This is a genomic window from Leptospira selangorensis, assembly GCF_004769405.1.
Classification (GTDB): domain Bacteria; phylum Spirochaetota; class Leptospiria; order Leptospirales; family Leptospiraceae; genus Leptospira_B; species Leptospira_B selangorensis.
Genome location: NZ_RQES01000012.1, coordinates 170,976 through 188,195 on the forward strand (window position 1 = coordinate 170,976; position 17,220 = coordinate 188,195).

Below are 17,220 nucleotides of genomic sequence, written 5' to 3' on the forward strand. Positions count from 1 at the left end.
GTTATATATCTATTTTTCATCTTAGTGAGAATATCGCATTCATATCGTCCCAGTACGTCGACGTGGGCTGACCTTCATTCCAATTATCATAGAAGAAAGCATCGGATCCGGAGAAACGACGACCTCTTTCATAAATATCCCCGAACAATCCAATCAATGTTCCTGCAGAATACAGGAACGCCCTGTTATCCATAAGGGAAGTTTGGATCATATCGGATCTTAGAAGTACTTTGGTATTTTCGAATAGTTCTTCTACGGTGTATTGAGAAGACATGTTCGCATTTTTCTCCAAGAAACTGAAGAAGCTGCCCGGTTTACCCAATTGGTAACCTGTCGCGTATAAGTTCCTTCCGTAAGGAGCCATAGAATCCAAAACAGGAGGAAGACTTGTGGTCAAAATATCGGAAAGAGTATATGTTCTTGTGTCCAGAGCAGTATTACTCGGATCAGTATCATCTCCCACATAGAAGAGAGAAGAAATAAGATCCAAGGTATTTGTAATCTCACCAGCAGTGAGTTGGATATCCAACAAGAGATCCAATAAGAAATCCAAAGATTTCACCAAAGACCAACCGGAAGACCTGGAAACGTAGTCACGGATTCTTCTGACCAGATCATCTACTTTTACCCAGGTAGGCGCATATAGATCGTTTCTAGGCCGATCATCGTATTTGTCGGCGATACGGAACACTAACCAATCAATTCCTTCATCGATTGCGAATTGGTTCGGACAATTGGTCTGGAAACTGGCCTCTCCACCACAATCTGACCAAAGTTTTGTCTGGCCTAGGATGCCGGAAAGACCATCCATCACTTTATTTCTAGCATCCGTTTTCGCAGGGTCCCCAAGATTTGTAGTGAACTTGATCAGCCCGGAAAGAATATCAGTTTTACTTAATAGATCCAATGGACCGTCTGTCATCCGGTTACGATCAGTGCTTGTCGGAGTGGAAGTTCCTTCTATCAAGACGCTTAATAAAGTTCTATAATTTTTAGAAGCTTTGTATTCTACAGGAGTGGCTTTCGGATTTCGTATGCCAGTATTAATCCCTACAGTTCTGATTTGAATGAAAGAAGGTCCATTAGCAGGAACTCCTGTGCCTTGGATCGGGCTTACATTTGAATCATAAACTCCGTTAGGTCCATAGGTTTGGTCTGGACCAAAATAAACATAAGGACGAGAGAAAATCTCTGCAAGACCTGTAAATAATTTGTACGGGTTCTTTCCAGCAGCTCTATTTGCTGCAATTTTTGCGTCATCTCCCAGCGCTTTTGCCAAAGCCACAATGAACGGAGTCAGACGATTTCTTTTATTCCAGTTTGTGTTTACTTGAGAAGGAGGAGTGTCGGTAGTTCCCAAAAAACCAAGTTGTTTGATCACACCTGCATTTTGAGATATTACAGGTGGTATCATTCCATAGATTGTAGCTGGATCAGGGACCAAGAGAGGGAATAATGCGGAATAAACTGCGGTAACTTGGAAACCTTCGTTACCTGCCAAACCGTATCCCCAGCCTTCTACTAAGAAAACAGAATCGCCAGGTTCATTGGATATATCTTGGATATTTGTATCTTGAACAACCCAAGGTCCAGCTTGAGTGCTTGAATCAAAGGACTTAAGTGGAGTTCCTTTTTTCTGCCAAATCCCGTTGAAGTTTGTACAATCATCTTTTAACGGACCACAATTCGGACTAAGATTCATCATCCCCATTATCCCGTTACCGATCGCGGTAATGAATAAAGCTTCTTGGTAAGTAACGGTCGCAGCTAATTTAGCTCTTACCGGAAGAACCGCTACGAATCTTTTTTCGTAGAGTAACCATTGTAGATTTTTATAAAATGCTTCTTCTGCACTTGCTACTAAAATTGGAGCGGGAGCTGTTTCAGTGATCGAATAGAATCCTTTGTTGGTCAATACGGCTGAAGCAGCAGTTTGATCCACCCCGCCTAGATAAATACGTCTTTCTCCGCCAGTTCCAGGATCGATTTGTGTATAGTATTTAGAGGTATTCCAACTAGGTTGGTATTGTAAAGGATTCCCATTAGGAGCGATCGGTTGCCCTCCACCGTCAGTTTGGCTATAATAAGGACCATAACCTTCTAAAGTAACCTTAACGATCCAATCCAACATCCAAGGAACGGTCTTATTGTACAACTTATCGAATGTTGCCTCTGACGCAGAATCCGTAATTTGTTGTGTTTCCCCGCGAGAAACTGCTTCTAAAATGGAAAGAACTCTCGTATTCAAACCTATTTTGTAAACCGAGCCGTCTCTAAAGACCTTTGAGCTAGTGCGGCTCAATTCAGTAATATTCTTAAAATTGAATGGATTGGTGATGTCTGTCCCAATGATGGAACCCATGCTAAACATCGCATCACCTAAGGTCAGCTCCCCGCCTGTTGTGTATGGAGCTGAAGTCGTTAAAGCATTATGAGTTAACTGGGTCGGATCCCATCTGTAACCGTAATTATCCGCAAGTGTTAAAACAATAAATAGAGTTTCTAAAGAAGAAAGAGGACGGCTATCCACATCTGTTTGGCGATTTTTTCCATCCCCATCTAATTGTAAAAGATCCTTAAAAGTTTGGCTCGATCCGGAAGAATTCCGCATAAAATCCAATAAATATGCATTCTTTGCAGTCTCTTTCAGAACGTTTACAGTTACATCTCCCTGAGCAAAAATTAAACCTTTGATTGTTACAAACAAATCCTGTAACATCGTTCTCAATTCAGCAGGCTTTAATGTGCCTCCCGGGTTATTATAAGCTGCATTCGTAGAATATTCGTTAGCGGTCGTCTCTGCAGGAGAAGTAGTATTTATAGTGAAAAAGTTCTCAGCGTTTATTATAAAATTCTTAAATGATGTCTGAGGAGTCATTTGATCCGCGAAACCCGCAGCTTTATACATCATCTCGCCGAAATCATAAATTAAAGAGATAAATCCTTCTTTTAAGGAACGATCAGTTAGAAGAGAAGGAGCAAAAAATCCACCTAATAGATTTTCAACTCCGGTACGGAATGTAGTATTTTTACGTAATCCTTTATAAAGAAAATCTTCTATATCATGAAGAGTGTCTATCGAATCCGGATCGGTCAAAATGTCCGCAGTATCATGGATAGATGTAGCGACTTGATTCGCAGTTTTCGTATTATACTCGATCAAAAGTTGATTCGCGCCAAGAGGCATCAAATTGCGAACCACGGGTTTATTATAATGACGGATTTTTTCAAAAACCGGCTGGATAGAAGAATATGCAGCAGGATTCGAAGTTTGCATCTTTTCAATCATGTCTGCAAGGCCCAAAGAAAGCGTTTGCACACTAGTTCTACTCTGCAACATAGCGGATTCTAAAGCGCGGATTGTGCCTAAATTATCAGTTCTTGGTGCTTGTGAGAGTGCATCGCCCAAGGCTTCATTAAAGCCGACTGGGTCCAAATTGGTGAAAAAGCTCTTCACTACAGGATAAGGATTCAAAAAACTGAATAAAGAAACACCTTTGTAATCGTCGGTATTATCTGAGAATTGAGAAATTCCGTTTTTATCCGTTCCAGCGTGAGAGCAGGCTCCGGATAATGATAATATAAGAGAAATGAAAATTATATTTTCCTTAAAATCCAGGAGTCGAAATTTCCCCCCGGTAAGCTCTCCTATTGGCAGCATCTTCATCCCTTAAACCTCTCTGGGTCCATGTTCGCTTTTTTGAACAATTGTTATTTTTTAGAACCAGAACGGCCTCTATTTATACCGTGGTTCCAAAAAACCTTCAATCTTTTTTTATATCAATTGTTCGAATCGTGTATCGATCGCTATACTGGTACATACTATAACGGTATAGACAAGGACTTTTTTCACTATAATTGATGATTTTTGGGATAACGTACGTTATTTTTAACTGTCTTATACGTCTCTTATTTTCTCAGAATTCCACTTAAAATCATGTTCTAAAGCATGATTTAATCTAGGTTTCGAATAAACGCACGTTTACTTTTTGGAAAGTTTTTATTGACTTTGGACAATTAAAAAGGCGGGGAAAAATAAAAAAGGCCGAGAAATTCCCGGCCTTTTTTATTACATTTTGAATCTAGAAATTAAGCAGTCGCCGCTTTTCTTTTATAGATAGCGTATCCGATTGCTGCAAGCCCCAATATCAGCCAGATATACCAGAACTTCACAAGAAGAATGGTAACTGCAGTAATCACAAATGCTACGACTCCAAATACGATCGAAAGTGCCGCTTTTCCCAATTCTCCCACAAAAGGAACAAAACTTAAAAGAGAAAGTAACGGTCCTGCGAGAAGATTGAAACTTACCCACATTGCGATAAAACAACCCAACCTCATCAGCCATTTTGTTGTATTATCATCACTTTGGATATCCTTCATAGTGGTTTGGTAATCACCCACAGAAGCGTTTAAAAATTTATTACCTTCTGCGCTAGTGAATTCACTTATAGAACTTCCACTCACCGATCCCACGAAAGTCATACTTTCTTCCGGAACCGGAACTAAAGATACACTGATCCTCTCACAACCTTCCGTTTGATCGCTCGCGCATTTTTGAGTTAAATAGATATAATCCCCTTCAGCGATCCCTTTTGTTAAGTCTCCCGATCCGGGACTCACAGACGGAACAGCAGAAGTTAGATCCACTTTACTCAAATTCACGCTGAAAGTTTTGCCGTCTTCAGCCTTTACTTTCGCGTCGGAAGCTACGGAACTTTTATCATCCACAGTCGCCTTATAGAAAGGTTTAGACTTACATGCTGGATCTTTGAAATTTTTAGGATTTTTAGGAGAAGAGATCCAATCCAATTCACAATCGTAGACCGTTTTTTTGGTTTTAGAATCTTCTTTGCTCGTTTCTTCCCAAGCATATACTTCGGAAGATTGAGAATAGGAAATATATTTTCCAGGTTTTACGAATTCACCGCCTAATTGATCGGCACTTAATTTACCCGTTACGTAAGACGCAACCCCAGCCTTTGCTTGGGACGCAGGTAACGCACCTTTAAGAGCCGCACTCGCCTGTTCGCAAGTTTCCACTTGAAATATCAAATATAAGGAAAGAGGGAATAATACTACCCCAGCCAACATTCCTTTGAACGAGTCACCGATCGATCCGAATATGCTCGAACCTTCCCCTGATTCTTCAAACGCCATGAAAAAACCTCCCAACTGGCCTTAAAAAAGACGAAAGGGCATTCTACATTCCACACAATTCGGTAGGCAATATCTTTTTTCCAATCTGAAAAGAAGAAGGTCACGTATCCAAACGTACGTTTTGGAAAAAGTTAGAATGCGTTTTTTTAAAATATGAGAACGCGAAACTGTAGAAGGATTAAAAAAGCTCCAGCCAAGCCTTGCGGATATCCGATTTTTCCATAAAGTAGGTACCGATAAGTGCGGCATCCACATGGGAACGGAACTCATCCAAATCTGCCTTGCTCTTGACCCCGGATTCTCCAACTTTCACTATATTAGGAGAAAGTTTAGAAGCCACCTTAGGAACCAGATCCTGATGAATGCTAAAATCATCCAGGTCACGAGTATTGATACCTACGATGTTTGCACCCGCCTTGGCAGCAATGAGAGCTTCTTCTTCCGTATGGATCTCGGTAAGAACATCCATATTATATTTTTTGGCTTCTTTGATCAGTTCTGAAAGTTTTTCAGGCGTGAGAATGCGGACGATGAGTAGAATTGCTGCAGCTCCGAATTCTCTAGCTTCTGCCACTTGTTTTGTATCTATTATAAAATCTTTTCTTAATATAGGTATATTGACCTGAGAAGAAACGTTTTTGAGATCTTCGAGAGATCCACCGAAAAATTTTTTATCAGTAAGAACCGAAATCGCAGTGGCGCCGCACTCTGAATAAGTTTTGGCAATGGAGACTGCATTGAATTCTTGCCGGATGATCCCGGCAGAAGGACTCATTTTTTTACATTCTGCGATGATTGAAAATTTGCGGGAACGAAGTGATTGCCACAAACCTACTCCGGAATATGGAGCAGGTTTATATTCGGGAATGGTTTCGATTTCCCTTTTCTTTTCTTCTACGATTTCTTGGAGAACCCGATGTAACGCCATCATCGGTTATGCACGAAAGGTTCGAAGCGCTTCGTCCTCAGTTTCGCGGATATCAAATAGAGAGGTAAGTTCGATCACATCGAAAATTCTTTTAACCGCCGGTTTGATCCCGCAGATTTTAAGACCGCCTTCTTTTGCGTTCAATTTTCTGAGTGTAGAAATGCAAGCCCTGAATCCGGATGAAGACATATAGTCTACGTCTTGCATGTTCAAAATAACCCTGGTATGTCCTTGGTTATCGATTAGATCGTTCAGATTTTCTTCCACCTCGTTTGCGATAGAAACGTCCAAACGTCCCTTGAGGTAAACTATTAGAACTCCGTCCTGTACCTTATGATCGAGCAAAGGAACCTACCCTAGCGATAATTTAGAGACAATTCTCGATGCAAAAAATAGCCTGTCAACCAAGTTCCCCAAGATGAAGAATTTTCCTACCTCCTTATTAGGCCAAAGAGTCCTGGTTCTCGGCGGGGGAGTTTCCGGCATGGCGGCTCTCCGACTCTTGAAAGAGAGACAGGCGAATGCTGTTCTTTGTAATTCGGAAGCCTTGCCAGATTTGAATGTAACGTTCGTAGGCGAAGATGTAATTTTAGCGGACCTTCTTCCAATCGCACTCATCGTAAAAAGTCCGGGAATTTCTCCTTCTCATTCCGTAATTTCCCAAGCAAATTCTCTCGCAATCCCAGTAGTTTCCGAAGTAGAATTAGCGAGAGCCTTCTATTCCGGAAAATTGATCGGAGTCACAGGCACGGATGGAAAATCCACCACCACTTCTCTCACTACTCATTTAGTTTCCGCTGATTTTCCTGGAGCGACTGCTGGAGGAAATATCGGTTTGGCTTTCAGTGATTTTTGCCTAAAACCGGTTCCACTTTCCGTGTTGGAACTTTCCAGTTATCAGTTGGAAGATTCCGGTCCTTTAGAACTTAACGTATCTGTAATATTAAATCTTGCCTCCGATCATTTAGAAAGGCATAAAAATTTAGATAATTATTTTGCCGCCAAAACTCGGATTGTGGATTCTTCTAACCCTCGTCATACTCTTGTGACCAGTTCCAAACTTTTTAAGGAAAGGATCCAAAAACTGGGATGGTCCTGCAAAATTTTAGTCTTCGGAAGAGAGTCAGGAAATGATGCACTCATTTCGGAAGAAGAGAAAACGATTAAAACCGCCAATGCGGTTTATGATACGAATGGGTTTCCTCTTCCTGGAGGCCATAATTTGGATAACCTGGCTGCTTCTATCCTAGCCTCTGAAGCAATCGGTGCAAAACCGGAACATATCCAGAGTTTAATCGGAACTTTTAAAGGTCTTCCTCATCGATTTCAACATGCTGGTAAGGCAGCAGGCATTTCTTTTATCAATGATTCCAAATCTACGAACCTTCATAGTATGCTTGCAGGTTTAGGCACCTGGAAGGACAAAAAAGGAACCTTCTTAATTTTAGGCGGAAGACCAAAAGTAGAACCGTTAGAACCTCTAAAAGAATTTTTAGCCTCAGGTATCGGCTGGGTCTTATTAATAGGAGAAGCTAGAGAAACCTGGGCACCGGTGATCTCCCCTATCTTAGGTTCTCATTTAATTTTAGCGGAAAATTTGGAAGAAGGTTTTTCTCAGATCAAAACCGCAGTACGTTCAGGTCGAGCGAGAGTTTCATCAGTGGTATTCTCGCCTGCTTGCGCGAGCTTTGATCTATATAAAAATTTTGAGGAAAGAGGAGAACATTTTTTAAGATTAGTCTCCGATTGGGCCAGAGAAGAACCTTAGATTTATTTAATATGTCCTTGGTGGTTTAATTTTTCCCAGACCTTGGACTCTACGAATACTTTTAATAGATCTCCGTCCAAATGATTTTCCTTGGCTTCCATTTCTAAAATGTCCAATGCTCTATCTACCGGAACTGCTTTTTTATAAGGTCTATCCTGATCCGTTAATGCATCGAATATATCCGAGATTGTCATGATCCTGGATTGGATCGGGATATCTTCTCCGGAAAGTCCTCTTGGATATCCTGTTCCATTTAATTTTTCATGGTGAGCATGCGCGATTGTCGGCACCATTTTTAGATCATTTGTCCAAGGGATCTTACTCAAAAATTGGAATGTATGCTCCACATGGGATTCTATCTCTTTTCTTTCGTCAAAATCCAAAGAACCTTTTTTGATGGTTAAAAATCCGAACTCGTAAGGAGAAATAAGTTCTACATTTTCTCCTTCGGTTGTAATGTATTGCATCTTAGCGATTTCTTCCAAGAACTGAGAATTAGCCTCTTCTAATATAGAAGGTTCATTACTTTGGCTGATGATCTGGAACATAGAAGTGAGTCTTTTACATTCTTCGTTAAATTCAAACTCTATCGCTTTTTCGAAATCGGAATATCCGGTAGGTCCATGTTTTTTTAAATATTCCACTTTTCTTAAATTCAATTTAGATTCGAAATCTTTCTTTAAATAGCGGAATCTCCAATCAATTAGACCGATCTCCAGATCTTCCAATTTTTTGGCCTTAACCAAAACTTTTTCTCTGACTCCTACTTTTCCGAAATCATGAAGTAAAGAAGCGTATCTGATCTCTTTGAGTTGTTCCTTGGAAAATTTTGTTTCCTTATATTTTCCGAAGTCCACACGATCTAATGTTTCCGCAAGTCCCACTGTCAATACGGCCACTCTGAAGGAGTGACCACTCGTGGTTGGATCCCTTGCTTCGATCGCATTTACGGATGCAGTTACAAATCCTTCGAATAATGTTTCGATCTCTCTAAGTAAATAATTGTTTTGAATGGCGACTGCAGCTTGTCCTGCAACTCCAAGCACCAATTGCGTGGAATAATCATCGAAAGGTTGGATCTCATCTCCTTTCATTTGGTCCACAGTCAATTTTTGATTAAAATTCCTCTTACGATTGATGAGCTGAAGTACTCCGACTACGTCTCCCCTATGGCCTTTCATAGGAACAACCAGCATGGATTTTGTATGATAATTCGATAATATATCAAAATTATTATTGAAGGAGAATTCAGCATCCTCCGGCAGATCGTATACATCCTGGATATTTAAAACTTTACCGGTCTCCGCAACATAACCTGCAATACTGGATTTATTGATAGGAAGAATAAACTCCTCCGTATCTATGCTCAATGCGGAAATTTTGAAACGTAGGTTCCGAACAAATCCGATATCGTCTTGTTCTACTAGATACAAGGAACCTGAATCAGCGTTACAGATCTCTCTTGCGCTATACAAGATCTCTCTTAGAAGTTTATCAAAATCTTTTTCGTTAGCGAGGCTAATACCGATCCTAGTCAATCGGTTGATCTCATATTTTGCAGTATTGATCTTATGTAATAGATCAAACTGATCAGTGATCATATGCAGATGTAAAAATCCGTTTGCGAATGTTTTAGAAAGATGAAGGTCGGAAGTGATCTCAGGTAATATTCCAAAAATCAGATCATCTTCGATTTCGGTATTTTTATAACCTTCATAACCAAGGTCGGCATTCAGAATGAACCTTGCCAAGATCAGAGGATTATTCTTTAGCTGTTCCCTAATCTTACTATGTTCCGATTCTAATGTTTTGTCGGAGATATAAAATAAAATGTCTACGAATTGAGGAGTGTCTCTAATCTCTACGGACTCAAAAAAGTCTTTTAGATTGATCAGATCAGCCGTCATCTTGGTGCGGAGGATCGAAAGCCTTCCGGCAAGAGTCGCGGAATCCGTTACAATATATTGCTTAAACTTGGATTCCATCCTGATTATCCCATCCTAAGCATCTTTTAAAATCGTGAAAAGGAGTTTTTTTAAGTTTTAGCCTTACGTAATCTTCGAAAAACGGCCGTTTGGCCTAATTATTCTTCCTTTCCGAATATACTTTATCCTTAATGATCTTTGCCCAATCCTTTACGGATTTTTGAGAATGCTCATAACCTATTTCATATAATCTTTTGTATTCGTCCCAATCGAACGTAGAAAAATCTCTCACCGGTAATTCGACGAATATATCAGAATTTTCTTTTGTTTTAAGAAGATTATTTCGACTGGATAATAACATAGATCTCATGAACAACTCACCTATATGAGGGAAGGAATATTTATCTTCCTTTTTCATGAACTGATTTCCCAAAAGTTTTAAGGCAGAAGGTCCTTCTCCCGGAAATCTTGAGTCGACGAGTAATCCGTACGTTTGGTCCTTATTCGGTTGAGAGCCCGCTCCTAAATCTACGGAGATCAATACATCTGCACCTTTTCTTCTCACTAGAGAACCAGGAAGATTATCCCAAAGTCCGCCGTCCACAAACAAAGCGCCGTCAGTATAGAATGGAGGAAAGATCCCCGGTATAGATGTGCTCGCTCTAATCGCCTTCCAAACTTCTCCATCTTCGAATACTTTCGGTTTTGAATTTGTAAGATCACATGCCACAGCTAAAAAAGGGATCAATAGGGTTTCTATTTTTCTATCCCCGAAAAATTCTTTGATAGCCCTGGAGTATCTAGCACCTCTTAAAATGGAAACGAACGGGAGTGTATAATCTCTTGTAAGTTTTGCTTCTATCCAAACTTCTTTGATCAACCTAAGAGATTCGTCGAATCCATAACCCATCGCAAATAATCCGGCCATAATGGATCCCGAACTAGTTCCTCCGATCAGATCGATCGGTATACCTGCCTCTGTTAAGGATCTGAGTAATCCTAAATGTGCAAAACCTTTTGCACCTCCACCCGATAGGGCAATTCCTACGGATCTACTTTCTAATCTTCTTGCGATCCGATCGAATTCTCCGGCTCTATTCTTTCTCAAGATAAGCTTTTGGCCCGGCAATTCATGTAGAGTATTTTCTAATTCTTCCCAACGATTATAAGAATACTGCAAATAGATTACGGATTCTTTCGTGGTTTCACCCAGACTTTCTCCTTGGATCAAATTCCAAGAATAAGAATTTTTTAATATTGGTCTCCCGGTTTCGGCAAGAAGAAGTATACGGTCCGCTTGCCTAAGGCTCGCTTCCGTCCAAAGAGGATCTCCAGAAGGTCCTACTTCGAATACTACGTTATCATATTCCTTTTCTAAACCGCCAAACCAAGAGAGAATATCCGGGATCCCGAATCGTATTCCATTTTTTTGATAGATTTTTTTATCTTTTAAAAACTTAGAAAGTTTTTCCTCGTTTACCGGAAATGCGGAACCGAATGATTTTAAAGATTTGGAAAGTTCGTTTGAAAAACTTCTGAGTGGAAAACCTTCCGTGACCGGAACTAATGCGATCGTATGAACTTTTCTACCAAAACGGGAAGACTCTCTATTTTTCTGCCCCAATCTTCTGGCGATTGTTTCGGTCACATGAAATAAGGCTTCCGGAGATTCAGAGATAAATTTTCTAAATCCATTCCTGGAGATCTGGATTACCTGAGAAGAACGAACTGCATATACGGAAGCGGAACGAGGCTCTCCTGTGAGTAAAGACATCTCACCAATGATATCTCCCTTTGCAAATTCTCCTTCTCCCGTAATATTTCCTTGTTCGTCGGAAACGCTGTATCTAAATCTTCCGGATAATATTACAAAAAGTGAATTTCCAGGTTCTCCTTGGAGCATAAGCCTTTCTCCACCTGGAACATATAACCATCTCAGGTAAGGAGTCAATTCTCCTATTTTTTTACGATCTATATGAAATAGTAATTCAAGATTAGATATAAATCCTAAAAGTTCCTTATGACTAGGTTCATAAGACGCCATCCTGAAAAATCTTTTAGTCTCTAATCTTTCCTTCCAACGTTTAGAAGTTTCCGGATGTTCAATTTCCCATTTATGCCAACTTTTAGCACTGATCCTTAAAAGTTTAGAGTCCGTTTCCGTTCTTACTCCGAACTTTCCTTCTTTCCAATGAAAGAATCCTGCCTCTCCAAAATGAGATCCGGGCCCGAGGCTTCGGATCATTAATTCTTCTCCGGAAGAAGCCTTAGTAAATTCTTCACATTTTCCTTCTAAAAGGAAATAGAACCAGGAGGAAGATTTTTCGGAAGCAATGAGGACTGTGCCAGAGTTTACAGATTTATATTCGAAAAGTCCTGCAAAAGAGGAGGCTTCTTCCGGATCCCAATCCCGGAATAATTCCTGGTTGGATGAAAATACAGATCCGAAACGACTGTTCTTCCCATCCTGTTTGTTTTTTGTTCCGACTTTTTTCTTTTTTTCTCTCACTGCGTTAGTCTCAGGTATAATCTAAAAAAACAAGCTAAGTAGAAGAAATAGATACTGCAATCGGAAATATACTTTTATGAGGTTTATGAAAGAAAAACGCCCGAAGGAAAAATTCCCACGGGCGCAAACAAAATGAATAGGAGATCTAAGTTAACGATTAACGTTTCAGACCCAGGACTTCCTGTAACATTTGGTCCGTGGTAGTGATCGTTCTGGAGTTCGCTTGGAAACCTCTTTGAGTAACGATCATATCAGTAAACTGATCAGAAAGATCCACATTCGACATTTCTAATAGACCCGCGTTGATCTTTCCTCTACCTGCAATACCGGCTTCTCCGATCAAAGGTTCACCCGAGTTATTGGAGAATGCAAACATTGTATCTCCAGCCTTATCCAAACCAGCCGGGTTATTAAAGACTGCAGTCGCAATTCTTGCTAAAGGTTGTTTAATACCGTTGGAATAAACACCTGTAACAGTTCCGGAATTATCAATGGAGAAAGACTCCAGATATCCCATAGTATATCCGTCTTGTTTCACTGCTTTAGTAGTAAAGTCGGAAGAAAATTGGGTGATCCCGTCTACCATTCCAGTCTCGCCTAAAGAAAGATCAAAACTTTGAACTTGCGGATTACCAGGAAGTTTGAAAGAAACTTTCGCGCTCAATTTCCCCGTGTTCATCACATCTGTTCCATCGGAAACATAAACAATCTTTCCGTCAGGAGTGAATCCGAACTCAAGCTCGGTAAGTCCAGGCATTTGAGTGTTTTGTCCACCTGTTGCCGCAACATCCACTGAAAGTTGAGTAGAATCAGTTAAGGATGTTCTTGCTTTCCAAGTATTCTCGCGCACTTTATAGAATTCCATTTTGAATTCTCTCTCAGCACCTTGGTCATCAAAAACCTTGATAGTAGTGACATGCCCTCTTCTCGCCTTAGGATCCGGATCATTGATCATTGCAGTGATCTCTTCAGGAGTAGCATCAGGCGGAACTGCTTGCACGGAAGAATTCAAGTTGGATCTGAAATCCACTTTGGAAGTAGCTCTTGCAGGTTCTTTAGAATATACCGGAATTACGATGTCTTCGATAGATGCAGAAGAGTTGATATACTTATTCCCTTTTTCATCGAGGCGGGAATTCCAACCTTGCACCTTCAACCCGTTTGCAGGGTTTACATAATAGCCATTCTTATCTAAGTTAAACGCACCGGCTCTGGTATAGAATTGTTTGTCTCCATCTTTAACGATAAAGAAACCTTCTCCAGAAATCGCAACGTCAGTGTTCTTGCCAGTAGTTTGCAAAGAACCTTGGGTCATAATCTTATCGATCGCAGCGATCAATGATCCAAGACCGACCTGTTGAGGGTTGACCCCTCCGATGTTTTCCTTAGGCTCAGAAGCTCCTCTTAACTCTTGGGAGATCATATCCTGGAAAGTAACACGTTCCGTTTTAAAACCGTGGGTGTTCACGTTGGAAATATTGTTACCGATTACGTCCATCCGCACTTGGTGGTTTTTTAAACCGGAAACTCCTGAATAAAGGGATCTCATCATGGCGCTTATACCTCGAAATTTTCTATTTAATTAATAATTGCTATCGTTCGGTTTTCCGGGAAAACTCCAGCCTGGAGCTCCGGAACTTGTTTCTTCAAAACCGGAATCATTCTGGTTTTGTAATGTTTCTGGAAATTGTTGTGTTTGCTGGGACTGTAAAGATTGCGATGTAGGAGCTCCTACAGGCGCATTAAGAGAAGATCCTGCTCCGGTAGGTCCTGCAGTTTTCGGAGCTGGTGCTCCAGCTTTCCCCTCTTCCTGATTGAGTATTGCAGGATCAGTAATCAAAGTGATTGCATCGATTTCTACAGTTCTACCGTTCACTCTTACGAAAGATTTACCTTCTCCGTCGAAGAATAATGCTCCTGCAGTTCCTACTACATTCTCTCCGGTCACAAAATCAGGACCGGAAACAATTTTTCCTACAAGAGAGAAACTTTGGCGATTGGTCATCTTACCGATCCCTTGGGAGATATTATTCATCTGCTCTAAGGAAGAGAACTGAGCCATCTGCGCGATAAAGTCTTGGTCTTTAACAGGATTGGTAGGGTCTTGGGAAGAAAGTTGAGTGATCAACAGTTTTAGAAAATCATCTTTTCCTAATGCTTTCGCAGTGGAACGGACCTCGATACCTTGGAGACCGCTTTTTTCTTCTTTCTCCAATTTATCAAAATGCTTCCTTAAATCGTAACTTCTGTCTCCTTCGAGATAACGGCTACGTGTAGCTTCATTAGAAACCGCGTTTGCTTCAGGCATGATCCTCTCCTTAAACCAAGATGTTTAAGCGTTTATCAGTATTCTTTTCGGCGAATTCTGAATTTTCTATAGAGTCCATTTCTGGAACTTCTTCCAAATCGGAAGAATTCGAAAAACCGGAAGCATCAAATCCAAAACCTTCTTGGTCAAAGAATCGGGAAGAATCTTGTCCATCCCAACTCATACGTAATGAATCCTCTGACTCCACTATTAAGGACTGAAGATCTAGTCCTTGCTCTTTAAAATCTTTGCGAAGTTGTTCCAGATCACCTGCAAATAATTTTCTCACCTGATCGGACTCTACTAAAATTTTACCTTGGACCTTATCGTCCTCTACAGTGATACGTAAGGAAACTCTTCCTAACTCTCTAGGATTCAATCTAAGAGTAGCTTCCGATCTGCCATTCTCGACTATATTCAATTTTGCTGATTGAACCAATCTCTGGAAGTTTTCCTTCATTTGAGAACGATCCAGAGCGGAACCCGAATTAGTTTTGGAAGTTTTAGAATTTTGTCCTGAGACTTCTTGGTTCTTCTCCACTACCCCAAGGCCGGCTTTTAAAAGGGTAAATGTGGTCTCGCTCCCGTTTCTTTGGGAGAAATCCTGATTCCCAGAACCTTTACCGGAAGTATCCGATTTAGAAGTTTCCTCTACTTGAGCCGCTTTCGCCGCTTGGTTTTTGGAAACCATAGAAAGAGTTTCTTGTTTTTTCTCTCTAGTGATTTTCCAATTATCCGATTCAGGAATAAAATTTTCTTTATGAGAATCTTTTAATACGGTTAGGATCTTTTCTTCGTTTGCAGGTTTGGAAAATTTACGCGCTTCTTCCAAACTTTTTAAACCTTCGTCCAGACTTTCTTTCTCTGGAGTTTTTTTGGCTTCTTTAGTAGAACGTTTTTCTTCCGGCTGATTTAATTTTAGAGCAGAAACATTTCCTGCTTCTTCTTTTTGTTCAGCCTTAGTAGATTCTTCTTTGGAATGTTTCTGGATTTTTTTGGGCGATACTGACTCTTCTTGATTTGCAGCGCTCGCGATATCCTTTTCTTTTTTAGACTCGAGTCCCGCCAAGAATATGCTCATCTGAGTGATAAAAGGAGAATCTAATTCTTCTGATTCGAATTCTGCATCAATCTCTTCTCCTATCTCAGAATCAGTTTCTCCTAATTCCGCCTTTTGGATCTTCTTCTCGGAAAGACGAACTAATTTTTCATTCTCTTCTTCGGAATCGGTTTCTTCTACTTCTTCCTCTTCGGATCTTACAAATAATTCAGGCTCTTTGGACTCTTCTAATTCGGAAGTTCTTTCTTCTTTGATCTCCGACTTCTGCCCTTCTTCCAAAACTTTTTGGGAGCGGAGTTGAATGGACTTCATCAGATCCATAAAGCTCACGGAAGGAGCGGAAGTTTTTTCAGAAACGTTAGATACCTTTGGTTCCGCTGATACCGAATATCCTTCTTCTCTGCCTGGTCCTTCCGTTCTGATCTGCATAGTTCGCCCCTTGCAGTATAAGGATCGAAAGATCTACGGATTCCTTGATATAATTATAAGATTATCTTCTTCCTTTATTGGGTTATGTCACATTGAAAATCCGCAAATTTTCAATGATTGCATTAAGGCGTTAACTACTGCTCAATTATAACCTGCAAGCTCTTCCAAGATCCATGCATGGGCATCCTGGACGGTTTTATGTAGGTCTTCCAACTTATGAAGGTCCATTTTAAGGGAGCCATTTTCAAAGTGCAGATGCACATGTCCACAATTGGCACATAGATCCACTATAAAGTAGTTTCTCTCAGAAATCCGGATCGGGCGGCAATATTCTTCCATTTTGTCCTCTTTCCTCGAAGGTTCTTTTTTGTGAGAAAATTGTCAAATTGATTTTGAGTCTCATTATTGACAAAAAATCAATCCATATCATAAACTAGCAAAATGAGAAAAAGAGTAAAGGATCACTGAGGTTTATATCCCGTTTGTATAAACAAAACTTGGAAACCCATTACAGATCCATGAAAATAAAAGATAGTGATAAAAATCGCTTGTCCCTGATAATGAACAACTAACGTTAAATATGCATCTTCAATATATATGATAAATCGAAAAAAGTTATATCCTAAAACAATAATGTTTTTATTTCTACTATTCTTTGCAACCGGTTGTGAATGCCCCGCGCCTTGTGTAGGAAATGTAGTGGACCCGGCCGCAAAAGCAATTCTTTATCTACTTCTTACTCAAACTCCGCAATTTTCCGGCTCTTGCGTTTTACAAAATGATTGTATTCAATTCGAAAATGCAACAAATGAATCGACCCATTTAAGTATCTGCAATTTTCGAGGAGGGCAGTACAAACATAATGTCAGTTGTGATCTATCTGGAAAATCCGCTGAATGTTCCCTTCTAAAAGAAACATCTATCTTTAGATTAAAATATTTTTATGGAAACTTTTGGGGAAATACCGAATCAGCGGAACATTGTGAAACAAATCTAAGGGGAATTTATTCCACTTTATGATTAGAAAAAACTTCTTACAGATCCTTTTTCCTTTCGGTTTGGTACTATTATTGTTTTTCTATCTATCTGCGCCTTTCCCGAATGATTCACCGGGATGTTGCAGTGCTCCCGCT

Annotated in this window: 12 protein-coding genes; 2 read left to right on the forward strand and 10 right to left on the reverse strand. The window is 40.2% G+C overall.

Annotated elements, in window-relative coordinates; genetic code table 11:
• Positions 1-16: 16 nt before the first annotated feature.
• The 4 genes from EHO58_RS08855 to EHO58_RS08870 form a co-directional block, all read right to left on the reverse strand.
• Positions 17-3,661 carry a hypothetical protein gene (locus tag EHO58_RS08855; RefSeq protein ID WP_135679675.1) on the reverse strand — a complete coding sequence of 1,215 codons (3,645 nt, stop codon included), beginning with the start codon at positions 3,659-3,661 and terminating at the stop codon, positions 17-19.
• A 428-nt stretch (positions 3,662-4,089) separates the two neighbouring features.
• Positions 4,090-5,160 carry a TMEM43 family protein gene (locus EHO58_RS08860; RefSeq protein WP_135679676.1) on the reverse strand — a complete coding sequence of 357 codons (1,071 nt, stop codon included), beginning with the start codon at positions 5,158-5,160 and terminating at the stop codon, positions 4,090-4,092.
• 178 nt (positions 5,161-5,338) lie between these two features.
• Positions 5,339-6,091, reverse strand: coding sequence for a beta/alpha barrel domain-containing protein (locus EHO58_RS08865; protein WP_135628656.1), 753 nt, complete (start codon positions 6,089-6,091; stop codon positions 5,339-5,341).
• Between the two features lie 3 nt (positions 6,092-6,094).
• Entirely contained in the window at positions 6,095-6,433 is a 339-nt protein-coding gene (locus tag EHO58_RS08870) for an STAS domain-containing protein (protein WP_008596972.1), read from the reverse strand.
• Positions 6,434-6,506: 73 nt separating this feature from the next.
• Here EHO58_RS08870 and murD point away from each other — a divergent pair, with 73 nt between their 5' ends.
• Positions 6,507-7,856 carry a UDP-N-acetylmuramoyl-L-alanine--D-glutamate ligase gene (gene murD / locus EHO58_RS08875; RefSeq protein WP_135679677.1) on the forward strand — a complete coding sequence of 450 codons (1,350 nt, stop codon included), beginning with the start codon at positions 6,507-6,509 and terminating at the stop codon, positions 7,854-7,856.
• 2 nt (positions 7,857-7,858) lie between these two features.
• On the opposite strand, the gene EHO58_RS08880 is transcribed toward murD, so the two are convergent.
• The 6 genes from EHO58_RS08880 to EHO58_RS08905 form a co-directional block, all read right to left on the reverse strand.
• A complete protein-coding gene (locus EHO58_RS08880) occupies positions 7,859-9,841 on the reverse strand; it encodes an HD domain-containing phosphohydrolase (protein WP_135679678.1) in 1,983 nt (660 codons plus the stop codon).
• A 94-nt stretch (positions 9,842-9,935) separates the two neighbouring features.
• A complete protein-coding gene (locus EHO58_RS08885; protein WP_135679679.1) occupies positions 9,936-12,290 on the reverse strand; it encodes a cyclic nucleotide-binding domain-containing protein in 2,355 nt (784 codons plus the stop codon).
• Between the two features lie 157 nt (positions 12,291-12,447).
• Positions 12,448-13,842, reverse strand: a complete 1,395-nt coding sequence (gene flgE, locus EHO58_RS08890) for a flagellar hook protein FlgE (RefSeq protein ID WP_135616978.1) — start codon at positions 13,840-13,842, stop codon at positions 12,448-12,450.
• A gap of 30 nt (positions 13,843-13,872) precedes the next feature.
• A complete protein-coding gene (locus tag EHO58_RS08895; protein ID WP_135679680.1) occupies positions 13,873-14,598 on the reverse strand; it encodes a flagellar hook capping FlgD N-terminal domain-containing protein in 726 nt (241 codons plus the stop codon).
• Between the two features lie 10 nt (positions 14,599-14,608).
• Entirely contained in the window at positions 14,609-16,087 is a 1,479-nt protein-coding gene (locus EHO58_RS08900; protein WP_135679681.1) for a flagellar hook-length control protein FliK, read from the reverse strand.
• A 141-nt stretch (positions 16,088-16,228) separates the two neighbouring features.
• Positions 16,229-16,426 carry a hypothetical protein gene (locus tag EHO58_RS08905; RefSeq protein WP_086446179.1) on the reverse strand — a complete coding sequence of 66 codons (198 nt, stop codon included), beginning with the start codon at positions 16,424-16,426 and terminating at the stop codon, positions 16,229-16,231.
• Positions 16,427-16,786: 360 nt separating this feature from the next.
• On the opposite strand from EHO58_RS08905, the gene EHO58_RS08910 reads away from it, so the two are divergent.
• Positions 16,787-17,107, forward strand: coding sequence for a hypothetical protein (locus tag EHO58_RS08910; protein ID WP_135628663.1), 321 nt, complete (start codon positions 16,787-16,789; stop codon positions 17,105-17,107).
• Positions 17,108-17,220: the final 113 nt, after the last annotated feature.